Source organism: Rugamonas rubra (assembly GCF_900114705.1).
Classification (GTDB): Bacteria; Pseudomonadota; Gammaproteobacteria; order Burkholderiales; family Burkholderiaceae_D; genus Rugamonas; species Rugamonas rubra.
In genome coordinates this window covers 39,657-54,143 of sequence record NZ_FOTW01000005.1, presented here as the reverse complement: position 1 = coordinate 54,143, position 14,487 = coordinate 39,657, and the positions used below count along the sequence as shown (strand labels likewise).

Annotated in this window: 12 protein-coding genes; all 12 read left to right on the top strand. The window is 70.9% G+C overall.

Going from position 1 to position 14,487, the window contains the following annotated elements; genetic code table 11:
- The first annotated feature begins 37 nt into the window (after positions 1 to 37).
- The 12 genes from BM252_RS02780 (at position 38) to mbnA (ending at position 14,435) form a co-directional block, all read left to right on the top strand.
- Positions 38 to 1,255 (top strand): TIGR04063 family PEP-CTERM/XrtA system glycosyltransferase, encoded by a 1,218-nt coding sequence (locus BM252_RS02780; protein ID WP_093384177.1) that lies wholly within the window; start codon positions 38 to 40, stop codon positions 1,253 to 1,255.
- Positions 1,252 to 2,361 (top strand): glycosyltransferase family 4 protein, encoded by a 1,110-nt coding sequence (locus BM252_RS31560; RefSeq protein WP_245774058.1) that lies wholly within the window; start codon positions 1,252 to 1,254, stop codon positions 2,359 to 2,361. Before BM252_RS02780 ends, BM252_RS31560 begins: the two co-directional genes overlap by 4 nt.
- Positions 2,358 to 3,776 (top strand): phenylacetate--CoA ligase family protein, encoded by a 1,419-nt coding sequence (locus tag BM252_RS31555; protein WP_093383397.1) that lies wholly within the window; start codon positions 2,358 to 2,360, stop codon positions 3,774 to 3,776. Before BM252_RS31560 ends, BM252_RS31555 begins: the two co-directional genes overlap by 4 nt.
- Complete coding sequence (locus BM252_RS02765; protein WP_093383394.1) at positions 3,773 to 5,185, top strand: putative O-glycosylation ligase, exosortase A system-associated; 1,413 nt, start codon at positions 3,773 to 3,775, stop codon at positions 5,183 to 5,185. The genes BM252_RS31555 and BM252_RS02765 overlap by 4 nt, the downstream gene beginning before the upstream one ends.
- Positions 5,182 to 6,207, top strand: a complete 1,026-nt coding sequence (locus tag BM252_RS02760; RefSeq protein ID WP_245774057.1) for a polysaccharide deacetylase family protein — start codon at positions 5,182 to 5,184, stop codon at positions 6,205 to 6,207. Before BM252_RS02765 ends, BM252_RS02760 begins: the two co-directional genes overlap by 4 nt.
- Entirely contained in the window at positions 6,204 to 7,670 is a 1,467-nt protein-coding gene (locus BM252_RS02755; RefSeq protein ID WP_174900397.1) for a lipopolysaccharide biosynthesis protein, read from the top strand. Before BM252_RS02760 ends, BM252_RS02755 begins: the two co-directional genes overlap by 4 nt.
- Positions 7,671 to 7,707: 37 nt before the next feature.
- On the top strand, positions 7,708 to 9,450 hold the full coding sequence (locus tag BM252_RS02750; protein WP_093383388.1) for an asparagine synthase-related protein: 1,743 nt from the start codon (positions 7,708 to 7,710) through the stop codon (positions 9,448 to 9,450).
- 64 nt (positions 9,451 to 9,514) lie between these two features.
- Positions 9,515 to 9,913, top strand: a complete 399-nt coding sequence (locus BM252_RS02745) for a DUF2946 domain-containing protein (RefSeq protein WP_093384170.1) — start codon at positions 9,515 to 9,517, stop codon at positions 9,911 to 9,913.
- Positions 9,914 to 10,102: 189 nt separating this feature from the next.
- Positions 10,103 to 12,169: a TonB-dependent receptor domain-containing protein gene (locus tag BM252_RS02740; RefSeq protein ID WP_093383385.1), complete on the top strand. Its 2,067-nt coding sequence runs from the start codon at positions 10,103 to 10,105 to the stop codon at positions 12,167 to 12,169.
- Positions 12,170 to 12,182: 13 nt separating this feature from the next.
- Entirely contained in the window at positions 12,183 to 13,028 is an 846-nt protein-coding gene (locus tag BM252_RS02735; RefSeq protein WP_093383382.1) for an MbnP family copper-binding protein, read from the top strand.
- On the top strand, positions 13,025 to 14,284 hold the full coding sequence (locus BM252_RS02730) for a methanobactin export MATE transporter MbnM (protein ID WP_217429864.1): 1,260 nt from the start codon (positions 13,025 to 13,027) through the stop codon (positions 14,282 to 14,284). Before BM252_RS02735 ends, BM252_RS02730 begins: the two co-directional genes overlap by 4 nt.
- A gap of 61 nt (positions 14,285 to 14,345) precedes the next feature.
- A complete protein-coding gene (gene mbnA / locus BM252_RS02725; protein ID WP_093383380.1) occupies positions 14,346 to 14,435 on the top strand; it encodes a methanobactin in 90 nt (29 codons plus the stop codon).
- Positions 14,436 to 14,487: the final 52 nt, after the last annotated feature.

Sequence of the window (14,487 nt, the reverse complement as noted above, 5' to 3'; positions counted from 1 at the left end):
TACCACCGCCGCCGTCGGCACCACGGCGCGCGCGCCGCTGCGCATCCTGCACGTGCTCGACCATTCGATCCCGCTGCACAGCGGCTACACCTTCCGCAGCCGCTCCATCCTGCTCGGCCAGCGCGCCCGGGGCTGGGACACCCACCACGTCACCGGCGCCAAGCAGGGCGTCTCGCCGCACGAGTACGAGCTGGTCGAGGGCCTCGGCTTCCACCGCACCGCGCCGGCGCGCGGCTGGCTGGCGCGCCTGCCGGTGCTGCGCCAACTGGCCGTCATCACGGGCCTGGTCGGCAGCCTGCTGCGGGTCGCCCGCGAGGTCAAGCCGGACATCCTGCACGCCCATTCGCCGGCGCTGAACGCGGTGGCGGCGCTGCTGGTCGGCCGCCGCCTCGGCATCCCGGTGGTGTACGAGGTGCGCGGCTTTTGGGAGGACGCCGCCGTCGACCACGGCACCAGCAGCGAATGGGGCCTGCGCTACCGCCTGACCCGCGCCATGGAGACCTGGGCGCTGAAACGGGCGCAGGCCGCCACCACCATCTGCGAGGGCCTGCGCGCCGAGATCGTCGGCCGTGGCATCGCCAGCGCCAAGGTGTCGGTGATCCCCAACGCGGTCGACCTGGGCGACTTCGCCGTCGCCGGCACGGCCGACCAGGCGCTGGCCGCCAGCCTCGGCCTGGACGGCAAGACGGTGCTCGGCTTCATCGGCTCCTTCTATTCCTACGAGGGCCTGGCGCTGCTGCTGCAGGCGCTGCCGGCGCTGCTGCGCGCCCGTCCGGACATCCGCGTGCTGCTGGTCGGCGGCGGCCCGCAGGAGTCGGCGCTGAAGGCGCAGACCCGGGAGCTGGGCCTGGCCGGGCAGGTGGTGTTCACCGGCCGCGTGCCGCACGAGCAGGTCAAGCGCTACTACGATTTGATCGACGTGCTGGTCTACCCGCGCCTGAAGATGCGCCTGACCGACCTGGTCACGCCGCTCAAGCCGCTCGAGGCGATGGCCCAGGGCCGCCTGCTGGTGGCCTCCGACGTCGGCGGCCACCGCGAGTTGATCGAACACGGCCGCACCGGCCTGCTGTTCGCCGCCGGCGACGCCGCCGCGTTGGCGCAGCAGGTGCTGGCGCTGCTGGACAACCCCGGCCAGTGGCCGGAACTGCGCCGGCGCGGCCGGGTGTTCGTCGAGGCGGAGCGCAACTGGGCCGCCAGCGTGGCGCGCTACCAGGCGGTATACGCGCCGCTGTCGCCTGCGGCGGTGGCGCCGTGAACGGCCTGCGCGTCGGCCTGGTCGGGCCGCTGCCGCCGCCCTCGGGCGGCATGGCCAACCAAACCCTGCAACTGGCCGCGCTGTTGCAGGCGGCCGGGCTGGAGGTCGAGACCATCCAGGTCAACGCGCCGTATGTGCCGGCCTGGAGCGCGCGCTTGAAGGGCGTGCGCGCCGTGTTCCGCCTGCTGCCCTACCTGCTGCGCCTGTGGCGCGCGGCCGGCCGGGTCGACTTGTTCCATGTGATGGCCAACTCCGGCTGGTCCTGGCACCTGTACGCCGCGCCGGCCATCTGCATCGCCCGCCTGCGCGGCACGGCGGTGGTGGTCAACTACCGGGGCGGCGAGGCCGAACCCTTCCTGCGCGCCTCGGCCGCCGTGGTGGCGCTGACCCTGCACCGCGCCCAGGCGCTGATCGTCCCGTCCGGCTACCTGGCGGCGGTGTTCGGCGCGCGCGGCTACCAGGCGCTGGTGGTCCCCAACATCATCGACCTGGCGCGCTTCCGCGGCGCGCCCGTGCCGTCGCGGACGGCGGTCAACCGTCTGCACCTGCTGGTGGCGCGCAACCTGGAGGCGATCTACGACAACGCCGGCGCGCTGCGCGCCTTCGCCCTTGTATTGGCGGTCCGGCCCGAGGCGCGCCTGACCATCGCCGGCAGCGGCCCGCTGCGCGCCGAACTGGAGGCGCTGGCGGCCGGGCTGGGCGTGGCCCACGCGGTGCGCTTCAGCGGCCGCGTCGAGCACGCGCAAATGGCGGCGCTGTACCGCCAGGCCGGCGTCCTGCTCAATCCCAGCCTGGTCGACAACATGCCCAACTGCCTGCTCGAGGCGCTGGCCAGCGGCGTGCCCATCGTCAGCACCAACGTCGGCGGCGTCTCCTTCATGGTCGAGGCGGAACGCACCGCGCTGCTGGTGCCGCCGGCCGATCCGCGCGCGCTGGCCGACGCCGTGCTGCGCCTGGCGGCCGAGCCGGCGCTGGCCGAACGCTTGATCCAGAACGGCCTCGACCAGGTGCAGCAGTACTGCTGGCCCAGCGTCAAGCCGGTGCTGTCCCAGGTCTACCGCGACGCGCTGGCCGCGCCGGTCGGCACGCTGGCGGCCAAGTCATGAGCGCGCCCCTGCACCCGCACCTGCCGGCGCCGGCGCGCCGCACCATCTACACCCGGCTGGTGTCCGGCCTGCTGTTTCCGCTGCACGAGCGGCTCAAGCGGCACAGCAGCGTGCGCGTGCGCCGGCAGCTGGAGCAGACCCAGTACTGCACGCCGGAGCAGCTGCGCCAACTACAGCTCGAGCGCCTGCGCCGCCTGCTGCTGCGCGCCGCCAGCCAGGTGCCTTACTACCGCGAGCTGTTCGCCACGCTGGGCTTCGAGCCGCAGCGCGACCTGCGCAGCCTGGACGACCTGGCGCGCCTGCCGCTGAGCGACAAGGCGGTGATGCGCAGCCAGTCGGCCCGCCTGCGCGCCGACGACGCCGGCCCGCTGGCCCGCTTCAACACCGGCGGCTCCAGCGGCGAGCCGCTGGTCTTCTACATCGGCAAGGAGCGGGTCAGCCACGACGTCGGCGCCAAGTGGCGCGCCACGCGCTGGTGGGCGGTCGACATCGGCGACCCCGAGATCGTGGTGTGGGGCTCGCCGATCGAGCTGGGCGCGCAGGACCGCGTGCGCGCGGCGCGCGACGCCGTGCTGCGCACCGAGCTGCTGCCGGCCTTCGACATGTCCGAGGCCAAGCTCGACGGCTTCATCGCCAGCATCCGCCGGCGCCGGCCGCGCATGGTGTTCGGCTACCCGTCGGCGCTGTCGCACATCGCCCGCCACGCCGCCGCCCGTGGCCAGCGCCTGGACGACCTGGGCGTCCGCGTCGCCTTCGTCACCTCCGAGCTGTTGTACGCCGAGCAGCGCGAGCAGATCAGCGCCGCCTTCGGCTGCCCGGTGGCCAACGGCTATGGCGGCCGCGACGCCGGCTTCATCGCCCACCAGTGTCCCGAGGGCGGCATGCACCTGACCGCCGAGGACATCATCGTCGAGATCATCGCGCCGGACGGCCGGCCGCTGCCGGCCGGCCAGTCCGGCGAGATCGTCGTCACCCACCTGGCCAGCGGCGACTACCCCTTCATCCGCTACCGCACCGGCGACGTCGGCACCTTGTCGGACCAGCCCTGCGCCTGCGGCCGGGGCCTGCCGCTGCTCAACGACATCCAGGGCCGCAGCACCGACTTCGTGGTCGCCGCCGACGGCACCGTGATGCACGGCCTGGCGCTGGTCTACGTGCTGCGCGACCAGCCGGAGGTGAAGGCCTTCAAGATCGTCCAGGAGAGCCTGCAACTGACCCGCGTCCAACTGGTGCTGGAGGAAGCGCTGACGCCGGCGCTGCGCGCGCTGCTCGAGCAGGGCCTGCGGCGCCGCCTCGGCGCCGGCGTCAGCATCGAATTGGAGCAGGTCGAGCGCATCCTGCCGGAGAAGTCGGGCAAATTCCGCTACGTCTCCAGCAAGGTCGACGCGGCCCGGGCGGGCGGGGCGGCGCCATGAGGGACTTGCTGGTGACGCTGCTGGTGTTCGGCAGCCTGCCCTATGTGTTCAAGAAGCCCTGGTTCGGCATGGTGCTGTGGGTGTGGATCAGCGTGATGAACCCGCACTCGCAGGGCTGGGGCTTCGCCCGTTCCTTCCCCTTCGCCGCCATCATCGCCGCCACCTGCATGGCCAGCATCGTCATGAGCAAGGAGCGCTTCCGCGTGCCGGTCACGCCGGTGTCGACGGTGTTCATGCTGTTCATCTTCTGGATGTGCGTCAGTTCGCTGTTCGCCATCCACTTCGACCAGGTCGGCACGCAATGGGTCAAGGTGATGAAGATCACCGGCATGACCCTGGTCATGTTCATGCTGGTCAGGGAGCGGCGCCACATCGAATGGATGATCTGGACCATCGTCGTCTCGATCGGCTACTACGGCGTCAAGGGCGGCCTGTTCACGCTGCGCAGCGGCGGCAACTACCGCGTCTGGGGCCCGGCCGGCACCTTCATCGACGACAACAACGCCTTCGCGCTGGCGCTGATCATGGTGATCCCGCTGATGTACTACCTGCTGTCGCTGTTGAAGAACAAGTACGGCCGCTACGCCATGATGGGCGCCATGCTGCTGTGCACCCTGGCCTCGCTGGGCTCCTATTCGCGCGGCGCGGCGGTGGCGATGGCGGCGATGATCCTGTTCTTTTGGGCCAAGAGTAACAACCGCGTCGTCATCGGCGTGCTGTTGGTGTGTGTGATGCCGATCCTGGTGCTGAGCATGCCGAGCCAGTGGCACGAGCGCATCGACACCATCAAGACCTACGAGGAGGACGGCTCGGCCATGGGCCGCATCAACGCCTGGCGCATGGCCACCAACCTGGCGCTGGACCGGCCGCTGGTCGGCGGCGGCTTCGAGATCTACGACCCCGGCGTGTTCCTCATGTACGCGCCGGTGCCGGAGGACGTCCACGCCGCCCACAGCATCTACTTCCAGATCCTCGGCGAGCACGGCTTCGTCGGCCTGCTGCTGTATCTGACGCTGGGCGCGCTGAGTTGGCGCGAAGGCAGCCGCGTCGTGCGCCTGGCGCGCACGCTGCCGCAGCTGGCCTGGGCCAGCAACGCGGCCCGCATGCTGCAGGTCAGCCTGCTCGGCTTCGCCGTCGGCGGCGCCTTCCTCAGCCTGGCCTACTTCGACGTGCCTTACTACCTGATGGTGGCGCTGGCCGCCACCCGCGCCATCGCCGAGCGCGAGAGCCGCGCCGCCATCGCGCTCGAAAACGCCAAGTTGCTCGGCGACGCCGCCGCCGCCGATACTTTACCCCTGCCCGAATCGAGCCCCATGACCACTCCAGCATCCCCGCAGTCGTCGCCTTTGCCCGCGGCGCTCCGCGACGGCGGCCCGGCCTTCGCCTTGTTCCGAAAGACACGCTCATGAGCGGCCTGCGACCGGGCCACATGGCCGGCGCGCTGCTCGGCCGCGCGCTGCTCTCGCCGCTGGCGCGCGGCGGCCAGCAGGGCCTTTCCATCCTGATCTACCACCGCGTGCTGGCGCAGCGCGACGCCCTGTTCCCCGAGCAGATGGAGCAGCAAGAGTTCGATCGCCAACTGGTGCTGCTCAAGTCCTGCTTCAAGGTGCTGCCGCTGATCGACGCCGTGCGCCACCTGCGCGCCGGCACGCTGCCGGCGCGCGCCGCCTGCATCACCTTCGACGACGGCTACGCCGACAACGCCGAGGTGGCGCTGCCGCTGCTGCAGAAGCACCAGATGCCGGCCACCTTCTTCGTCGCCAGCGGCTTCATCGACGGCGGCCGCATGTGGAACGACAGCATCATCGAATTGGTGCGCAACGCGCGCGGCGCCAGCATCGACGCCAGGCCGCTGGGCCTGGCCGACTACGCCATCGCCACGCCGCAGGACCGGCGCGACAGCATCGCCGCCCTGATCGGCAAGCTCAAATACCTGCCGATGGCGCAGCGCCAGGAGCAGGTCGACTGGCTGATCGCCCTGTGCGGCCTGCGACTGCGCGACGATCTGATGATGAGCTCGGCCCAGCTGCGCCAGCTGCACGCCGCCGGCATGGAGATCGGCGCGCACACCGTCAACCATCCGATCCTGGCGCGCCTGCCGACCATGCAGGCGCACGCCGAGATCGAGCAGGGTAAGCTGGCGCTGGAGGCGATGACGGGCGCGCCGGTGCGCCTGCTGGCCTACCCGAACGGCAAACCGGGCGAGGACTACACCGCCGAACACGTCGCCATCGCGCGCGATCTCGGCTTCGAGGGCGCCGTCAGCACCGCCTGGGGCGCCAGCCAGGGCGCGCCGGACCTGTTCCAGCTGCCGCGCTTCACGCCATGGGACCGGCGCGCCGCGCCCTTCCTGTTGCGCCTGGCGCGCAACCTGACGGCGCCGGCCGAGCAGCTGGCCATGCCCTTGTCGGCGCGCCGGGAGCGCGCATGAGTCTCAAGGCGGACGTCCTGCGCGGCCTGAAGTGGACCGCCGGCGCCAAGTTCGGCGGCCAGCTGGTCACCTGGGGCATCACCATCTTCATCATGCGCCTGTTGGCGCCGGCCGACTACGGCCTGCTGGCCATGGCCTCGGTGCTGATCGTCTTCATGAACATGGTGGCCGAGGTCGGCCTGGGGCCGGCGCTGGTGCAGGCCCACGAGGTCGACACGCGCCAACTGCGCCAGGCCTTCGGCATCTTCCTGCTGGTGAACTGGGCGCTGTGCCTGCTGCTCAACCTGCTGGCGCCGGCCATGGCGGTGTTCTACGACGAGCCCCGGCTCGAACTGGTGCTGCGCGTGCTGTCGGTGCAGTTCCTCTTCACGCCGCTGGCGGTGGTGCCGGAGGTGCTGCTGCAACGCCAGCTCGACTACAAGAAGCGCTCGCTGATCGACCTGAGCACCGCCATCTTCACCAGCGTGGCCACGCTGCTGCTGGCGCTGGGCCACTACGGCGTCTGGGCCCTGGTGCTGGGCAACGTCGGCGCCACGGTGTGGCGCACCGTGCTGGTCAACAGCATCGCGCCTTTCCCCCACTGGCCCAGCTTCGCCGTCGGCGGCATGCGCAAACTGCTGTCCTTCGGCGGCAAGGTGACGGTGTCGCGCTTCCTGTGGATGTTCTTCACCCAGATCGACGTGGTCATCGTCGGCCGCGTGCTGGGCAGCGAGGTGCTGGGCATGTACTCGGTGGCGATGCACCTGGCCTCGATGCCGGTGCAGCGCGTCTCCTCCATCCTCAACCAGGTGGCGTTTCCCGCCTTCGCCCGCCACCAGCACGACCGCAGCCTGATCGCCGTCCAGCTGTTGAAGGTGCTGCGCATGCTCGGCTTCGTCGCCTTCCCGGTCCTGTGGGGCATCGCCAGCGTGGCGCCGGAGCTGGTCGCCGTGCTGCTCGGGCCGGGCTGGAGCGGCGCCGTGATGCCGCTGCAGGTGCTGGCCCTGGTCATGCCGCTGCGCGCCATCGTCGGCTTCCTGCCCAGCGTGACCGACGCCGTCGGCCGCCCCGAGGTGGCCATGCACAACGTGCTGGTCGGCTGCGCCGTCATGCCGCTGGCGTTCTGGCTGGGCACGCAGTGGGGCATGGTCGGCGTGGCCTACGCCTGGCTGCTGGCCTACCCGGTGGTCCTGCTGATCAACACGCGGCGCATGGTGGCGGTGGTCGGCCTGACGCTGGCCCAGGTCAGCCGCCATGTCGCGCCGTCGATGCTGTGCGGCGCCGCCATGTTCGGCGCCGTCTGGGCGGTGCAATTGGCGCTGCGCGCCTACCCGGACCGCCGCGTCGTGCTGGCCGTCGAGGTGCTGGTCGGCACCGCCAGCTATCTGCTCAGCGCGTTGGCGCTGAACCGCGCCACCTTGCAGGAGATCGGCGGCGCCATGTTCGGCAAGGCCGGCGTGCCGCAACAGGCCCACGCCGATTAGGCCGCAACCATTCAATCAGGGATCAAGGAACCGCCACATGTCATTTTTCGCCGGAGCGTTTAGTCTCGACCGCAACAAGCCCTTGTCGCCGCAGTTGTGCGCCGATTTGCGCAGCCATATTTCGCGCCATCCGGGCGAGCCGATCGCGCAGGTCGACAGCGGCGCCTTTTTCCTGCTCAAGGGCGACGTCGGCGCCTTCGCCGCGCCGGCCCTGCTGCAGGACGCCGCCGGCAACGTCGACGCCGTCGCCGGCGAGCCGTTGCTGCGCGAGGGCGAGTCGGCGCCGGATTGGAACAGGGCGCGCGACCTGGCCCTGCTGCAGCGCCAGCTTGGCGCCAGCAACTGGGACGCCCTGGCGCAAAGCCGTGGCACCTTCTGCGGCGTCCACTACGAGCGGGAGCGCCATCTGCTGCTGCTGTTCGTCGACAAGGTCGGCGTGCGCCCGCTGTACGTTTGGCACGACGAGCACGTGGTGGTGTTTTCCACCGCTTTGCGGGTGCTGGAGGCGTTGCCGCAGGTCGACAAGACCTTCGACGTGCGCGGCGTGACCGAGATCGCCGCCTTCGGCTACCCGCTTGGCACGCGCACCGGCTACAGCGGCATCCGCATGCTGGCCGGCGCCGAGGTGACGCGCTGCCTGGACGGCGCCGTCAGCCACCACAACTATTGGGATTGGCAGGCCGGCAGCCTGGAGGACGGCGGCGCGCAGGCTGTCGAGCAGTGCCACGGCGCCTTCATGGACGCGTTGCGGCGGCGCCAGCGCGGCAGCCCCAGCGCCACCTGCTTCCTCAGCGGCGGCCTCGACTCGCGCGCCATCGTCGGCGGCCTGGCGCTGATCGTCGGCGAGCTCCACACCGTCAACTTCGCGCCCGACCACACCCAGGACCAGGTGTTCGCCACGCTGGTGGCGGAAAAGCTCAACACCCGCCACGCCCAACTGGTCACCAACGCCGACAACATCGACCAGGGCTACCGCAAGGCCACGCTGACCCGCTGGCTGACGGAGCGCTTCGGCGCCGGCAGCGCCGCACTGATCTGGTCCGGCGACGGCGGCAGCGTCGCGCTCGGCCACGTCTACCTGAGCCGGCCGATAGTGGAGGCGATGCGGCGCGGCGACCGGCGCGAGGCGGTTGGGCTGTTCAACAACGGCCTGCCCAGCGGCGTGGTACGGCCGGCCATGCGCGAGGCCTTGACGGCGCTGTCCTTCCAGGGCGCCGAGGAGGAGCTGGCCGCCATCGCCAGCGCCGATCCGGGCCGCGCCTTCCACCTGTTCCTGCTGCAGAACGACCAGCGCCGCCACCTGGCGCAGCACTTCGAGAACCTCGACAGCGAGCGCATCGAGTTCCAGCTGCCGTTCTTCGACGCCGACTTCCTCGCCACCATCCTGCGCCACCCGTGCGAGCCCTACCTGCAGCACCGCTTCTACATCGACTGGCTGCGCGCCTTCCCCAACGGCCTGGCGACGCTGCCGTGGCAGGCCTATCCCGGCCACGTGCCCTGCGACGTGGCGGCGCCGGCCGGCTTGAAGTACCAGTGGGAGGACTACTTCGACTCCGCCACCGTGCGCCAGATGCGGCGCAACGCGGCGGCGCGCGGCAAGCGCGTGCTGGGCAGCCGCAGCTTCCCGCGCCACCTGATCAGCCGCAACGCGCTGCGCGCGGCGGTGTGGATGACCCGCCTCGGCGTGCGCGACTACGGCTACCTGATCAACACCGCCTATGTCTACGACAAGTACTGGTCGATGTGCGACGGCGGGGCGGGGCGGACGCCGGGCCCCTAGCCGGCAGGGGAGTTCCGCGACACAATAGATGACGCGCGGAAATGTCTTTGTTATAATGTTGATTATGAGTAAATTCCTGAGGCGTACTCGGCTGCATATCTGGATCGCGTGTTTCGCGCTCCTGCTCAATGCGCTCGCCCCCTCGGTATCCCATGCGCTGGCCGCGCTGCGCGGCGCGCCGACCTTGGTGGAGGTTTGCTCTGTGGCCGGCAGCAAGATGGTCGCCGTCGACCAGGCCGCGCCCGACGGCGGCCCGAGCTCGTCCGACTCGGTGCTGCACCACCTCGAACACTGCCCCTTCTGCATGAGCCACGCCGGCTCGGCCATGCCGCCGCCGGCCCTGCCGACGCCGTTCGCGGTGCAGGGTGGCCACGACGTTTTCCCCTCGCTGTTCTACCACGCGCCGACCCCGCTGTTCTCCTGGTCCGCCGCCAACCCGCGCGCCCCTCCCGCCGTCTGCTGATCCATCCCCCGCGCGCAGGCCGCCACACAAGGCGAGTCCGCGCCGACCTTACCGACAACCCAGCCACAACTTGAAGGATTGACGCCGCCGCACGCGCCACGGCAGCCGCACCGGCGCCGTGCCCGATTGCGCGCCTGCGGCCGAGCCGCGCGCGCCCGTCATCACTGAAACAACCGAATTGGATACACCATGGAACAGAACAACTCCGTCGCCGCGATGGGCGCCGCCTTGCGCCTCCACCCGCTCGCCAGCAGCGTCGCTCTGGCGCTCGCGCTGGGCGGCGGCCACGCACCGGCCCGCGCCGGCGAGGACGCCGGCACCGTCGAGACCATCGTCGTCAGCGCGACGCGCACGCCACAGTTGCTGAAGGACGCCGCCGCGCCGGTCAGCAAGATCGACGCCGGCGCCTTCGCCGAGCGCCAGGCGCGCGGCATCGGCGACGCGCTGCAGGACCTGCCCAACGTCGACTTCGGCGGCGGCCCGCGCGGCGCCGGCCGCCAGCCCACGCTGCGCGGCTACAGCGGCAAGGAGGTCACGCTGCTGGTCGACGGCGCCCGCATGAACAGCGCCTCGGGCCTGGGCGCGCCCATCTTCATCGACCCCTGGCTGTTGTCCGGCGCCGAGGTGCTGCGCGGCGCCAGTTCCGCCTTGTACGGCAGCGGCGGCCTGGGCGGCGTGCTGGCGCTGAACACCGTGGCGGCGCGCGATCTGCTGGCGCCCGGCCGCAACTGGGGCGCCGACGCGCGCCTCGGCCGCGACCTCGGCGAGGCCGGCCGCTCGCAGCAGGCCCGCGCCTACACGCGGCAGGGCGGCTTCGACGCGCTGCTGGCGCTGGGCCGGCGCGACTGGGGCGCGATCCGCGAGGGCGGCGGCGGCGAGCTGGCGCCGAACGACGGCCACGCCGGCCAGGGCCTGCTCAAGCTCGGCTACACGCTGCGGCCGGACCTGCGCCTGACCCTGAGCCACCGCGCCTACCAGGAGAGCGCGCTGCGCCCGAACAACCCGCAGTCCGACGCATCCCTCGGCCAGCTCGGCGCCGTGCCGGTGCAGCGCAACTTGATCGACCAGTCGCAAACCACTATCGGGATCGAACACACCGAGGCCGGCGGCGCGCCCACCTTGAGCGCCCAGCTGTACCGCACGCGGCTGGACACCAGCGCCGAGGCCAACCCGGCCCAAAGCCTGGCCGCCAGCAGCAGCTTCACCCGCACCGTGGGCGGCGGCGTGCAGCGCACCACGCGCTGGGGCCGGCACCGCCTCAGCTACGGCATCGACGGCTACCGCGACGAGCAGGACGCGCGCAACGGCGGCCAGCCCAATCCGGTCACGCCGCCCGGCCGGCAGACGGTGGCCGGCGTCTTCGTGCAGGACGAATGGCGCCTGGGCGACGCCTGGCTGCTGACGCCGGCCGCGCGCTACGACCGCTACAGCACCCATGTCGACGGCGGCGCCGGTCCGGACGCGCGGCAGGGCCACCTGTCGCCCAAGCTGACGGCGGCGCTGCGCTTCACGCCGCAATGGCAGGCCTGGGCCAGCGCCGGCGAGTCCTACCGCGCGCCGTCGCTGAGCGAAACGTATATGAACCTGAGCTGCACCGGCTGCCTGTTCAACTTCGCGCCCAACCCGGCGCTGCGCCCCGAGACCGACCGCACGCTGGAGCTCGGCGCCAATTACGACGGGCGCGGCTGGTTCGCCGCCGGCGACCGCGTGCAGATGAAGGGCAGCGTGTTCTACTCCACCGTCGACGACCTGATCGCCACCGCCGTGGTCGGCGCCTACCAGCGCAGCTTCCCCTTCAAGGGACGCGGCCTGGTGTTCCAGAGCCAGAACAAGAGCAACGCGCGGCGCCAAGGCGTCGAGTTGGAATGGGGCTGGCGCAACGGCGCCTGGCGCGCCGACCTGGCCTACAGCCGCTTGCGCGTGCGCGACGCCGACACCGACCAGAACTTGTTCGCCCCGCCCGACAAGCTGGTCGCCAACCTGGGCTGGAAATGGCAGGCGTGGCGCTTGAACTGGCGCAGCCGCCTGGTCGCCGCGCAGTCGCGCGACAGCACGCTGGAGCGCCGCACCGCCGGCTACGCCAGCCACGACCTGTTCGTCAACTGGCGTCCCGATGCCGCGCCGCAGCTGGAACTGTCGGCCGGCATCAGCAACCTGGGCGACCACCGCTACATCGTCTACCAGAGCGAGAACCCGACTTCGCGCGTGGTTGAAATGGGCCGCGCCCTGCAGGCCACGCTGGGTTGGACATTCTAAACAAGGAGAGAACATGAAACGAAGCATACACACCCTGGCCTGCGCCGCCGCGCTGCTCGCCAACACCGCCTGGGCGGCGGAGGTCGCCGAGCAGCGCGTCAGCATTCAATTCGAGCCGCAGCTGGCCGGCCAGCCGGTGCGCTGCGGCCAGCGCTACGAGGGGCAGGGCGCGGCCCAGTCCGGCGTGCTGTTCGGCGACTTGCGCCTGTTCGTCTCCTCGCTCGAGCTGGTCGACGAGGACGGGCGCGGCGTCGCCGTCAAGCTGGAGCAGGACGGCCGCTGGCAGCATCGCGACGTCGCCATGCTCGACTTCGAGAACGGCCAGGCGAGCTGCCGCAACGGCACGCCGGCCACCCACACCGCCTTGACCGGGCAGCTGCCGGCCGGACGCTATCGCGGCCTGCGCTTCACGCTGGGCGTGCCGGCGGCCTTGAACCACGCCGACTCGACCCTGGCCAGCGCGCCGTTGAACCAGACGGCGATGTTTTGGAGCTGGCAGTCCGGCTACCGCTTCATGAAGTTCGAACTGGAGGTGCAGAACGGCGACAAGAAGACCGGCTTCCCCATCCACATCGGCAGCAGCGCCTGCCAGGCGGCGAACCTGCGCACGCCGGCCACCCATTGCCTGCAAGCGAACCGGGTGGCGGTGGCCTTGGAGCAGTTCGACCCGGCCACCGACCGTGTGCTGCTCGACCTGTCGGCGCTGATCGCCCAGACCCGCTTGGACATGCAAACGCCGGGCAGCGCGCCGGGATGCATGGCGGCGTCCGATGATCCCGACTGTTCCGGCGTGTTCGAGGCGCTCGGTTTAAGCGGCGGCGACCGGCAGCGCGTGTTCAGCGTGCTGCGCAAGCCATGAGCGGCGGCCGTCAAGCCATGGCGAGCGCGCTGCTCGTCGCCTGCCTGCTCAGCGGCGGCGCGTTCGACGCGCTTGCGGCGGGGGCGCCGGGAGCGGCGGCGGGAACCACGGCCGGCGGCGGCGCCCACGCCGCCGCCTCGGCCTCCGGGCACGCGGCAGTTGGTACGCCGGCAAGCTACCGTTGGCGCCTGCCGGCATGGGCGCCCGAGCCGCTGGTCCCGGACGACAATCCGATGAGCGAGGCCAAGGTGGCACTCGGACGTGCCCTTTTCTACGACAAGGCCCTGTCGGCCAACCGCACGCAGTCCTGCGCCGGGTGCCACGAGCAGGCGCGCGGCTTCAGCGACGGCCGCAAGCTGGCCCTGGGCAGCACCGGCGTGGTCGGCGCGCGCAACGCCATGCCGCTGGCGAACGTCGCCTATCTGCCCACGCTGACCTGGGCCAACCCCAACCTGACCACGCTGGAGCAGCAGGCGCTGGTGCCGCTGTTCGGCGACCACCCGGTGGAAATGGGCATGGCCGGCCGCGAGGACCTGCTGCTGGGCCGTCTGAAGGCCAAGCCCAGCTATCGGCGCCAGTTCGCCCGTGCCTTCCCCGAGCGCGGCGGCGAGATCTCGCTCTGGTCGGTGACGCGCGCCATCGCCGCCTACGAGCGCAGCCTGTTGTCGATGAACTCGCCCTACGACCGCTACCGCTACGAAGGCAAGGGCGGCGCCATCTCCGCCTCGGCCAAGCGCGGCGAGACGCTGTTCTTCGGCGACCGGCTCGAGTGCTACCACTGCCACGGCGGCCTGCACTTCACCGACAACCAGATCCACCGCCGCCTGCCCGAGGGTGAAACCGGCTACCACAACACCGGCCTGTACAACCTCGATGGCGGGGGCGCCTACCCACCCGGCCAGCAGGGGCTGCGCGAGTTCAGCGGCGAGCCGCAGGACGAGGGCCGCTTCCGTACCCCGAGCCTGCGCAACGTGGCGCAGACCGCGCCGTATATGCACGACGGCTCGGTCGCCACCTTGGACCAGGCGATCCGGAGACACTACGCCGTCAAGGGCCGCGCCGCGCTGGGTGGAACCGGGGCGAACCCCTTGCGCAGCCAGTTCATCGAAGGCTTCGAGCTGAGCGAGCAGGAGGTGGACGATTTGAAGGCCTTCCTGGCCTCGCTCAGCGATGCGGAGTTCTTGCGCGCCAGCCGCCATGCCGATCCGACCGGCGCCGGACGCAAACCAGATTCTTCACAGCGGAAGGGGAGGTGAGCCAACGCGGCACATGTTCAACGCAATCCTGTAGTCCAACTTTCAATCAATAGGAATCAATATGAAAATCGTCATCGTCAAAAAAGTAGAGATCCAAGTGGCAGGTCGTACCGGCATGCGTTGCGCCAGCAGCTGCGGCGCCAAGTCCTAAGCCGGCCTATTCGGCATGACTGCGGCGGTGCTTGCGCCCGCGCCATGGCAAG

Coding starts and splice junctions, on each gene's coding strand:
- BM252_RS02765 (WP_093383394.1), top strand. CDS start 3,773: ATGAGGGACTTGCTGGTGACGCTGCTGGTGTTCGGCAGCCTGCCCTAT.
- BM252_RS02740 (WP_093383385.1), top strand. CDS start 10,103: ATGGAACAGAACAACTCCGTCGCCGCGATGGGCGCCGCCTTGCGCCTC.
- BM252_RS31555 (WP_093383397.1), top strand. CDS start 2,358: ATGAGCGCGCCCCTGCACCCGCACCTGCCGGCGCCGGCGCGCCGCACC.
- BM252_RS02735 (WP_093383382.1), top strand. CDS start 12,183: ATGAAACGAAGCATACACACCCTGGCCTGCGCCGCCGCGCTGCTCGCC.
- BM252_RS02745 (WP_093384170.1), top strand. CDS start 9,515: ATGAGTAAATTCCTGAGGCGTACTCGGCTGCATATCTGGATCGCGTGT.
- BM252_RS02755 (WP_174900397.1), top strand. CDS start 6,204: ATGAGTCTCAAGGCGGACGTCCTGCGCGGCCTGAAGTGGACCGCCGGC.
- BM252_RS02730 (WP_217429864.1), top strand. CDS start 13,025: ATGAGCGGCGGCCGTCAAGCCATGGCGAGCGCGCTGCTCGTCGCCTGC.
- BM252_RS02760 (WP_245774057.1), top strand. CDS start 5,182: ATGAGCGGCCTGCGACCGGGCCACATGGCCGGCGCGCTGCTCGGCCGC.
- mbnA (WP_093383380.1), top strand. CDS start 14,346: ATGAAAATCGTCATCGTCAAAAAAGTAGAGATCCAAGTGGCAGGTCGT.
- BM252_RS02750 (WP_093383388.1), top strand. CDS start 7,708: ATGTCATTTTTCGCCGGAGCGTTTAGTCTCGACCGCAACAAGCCCTTG.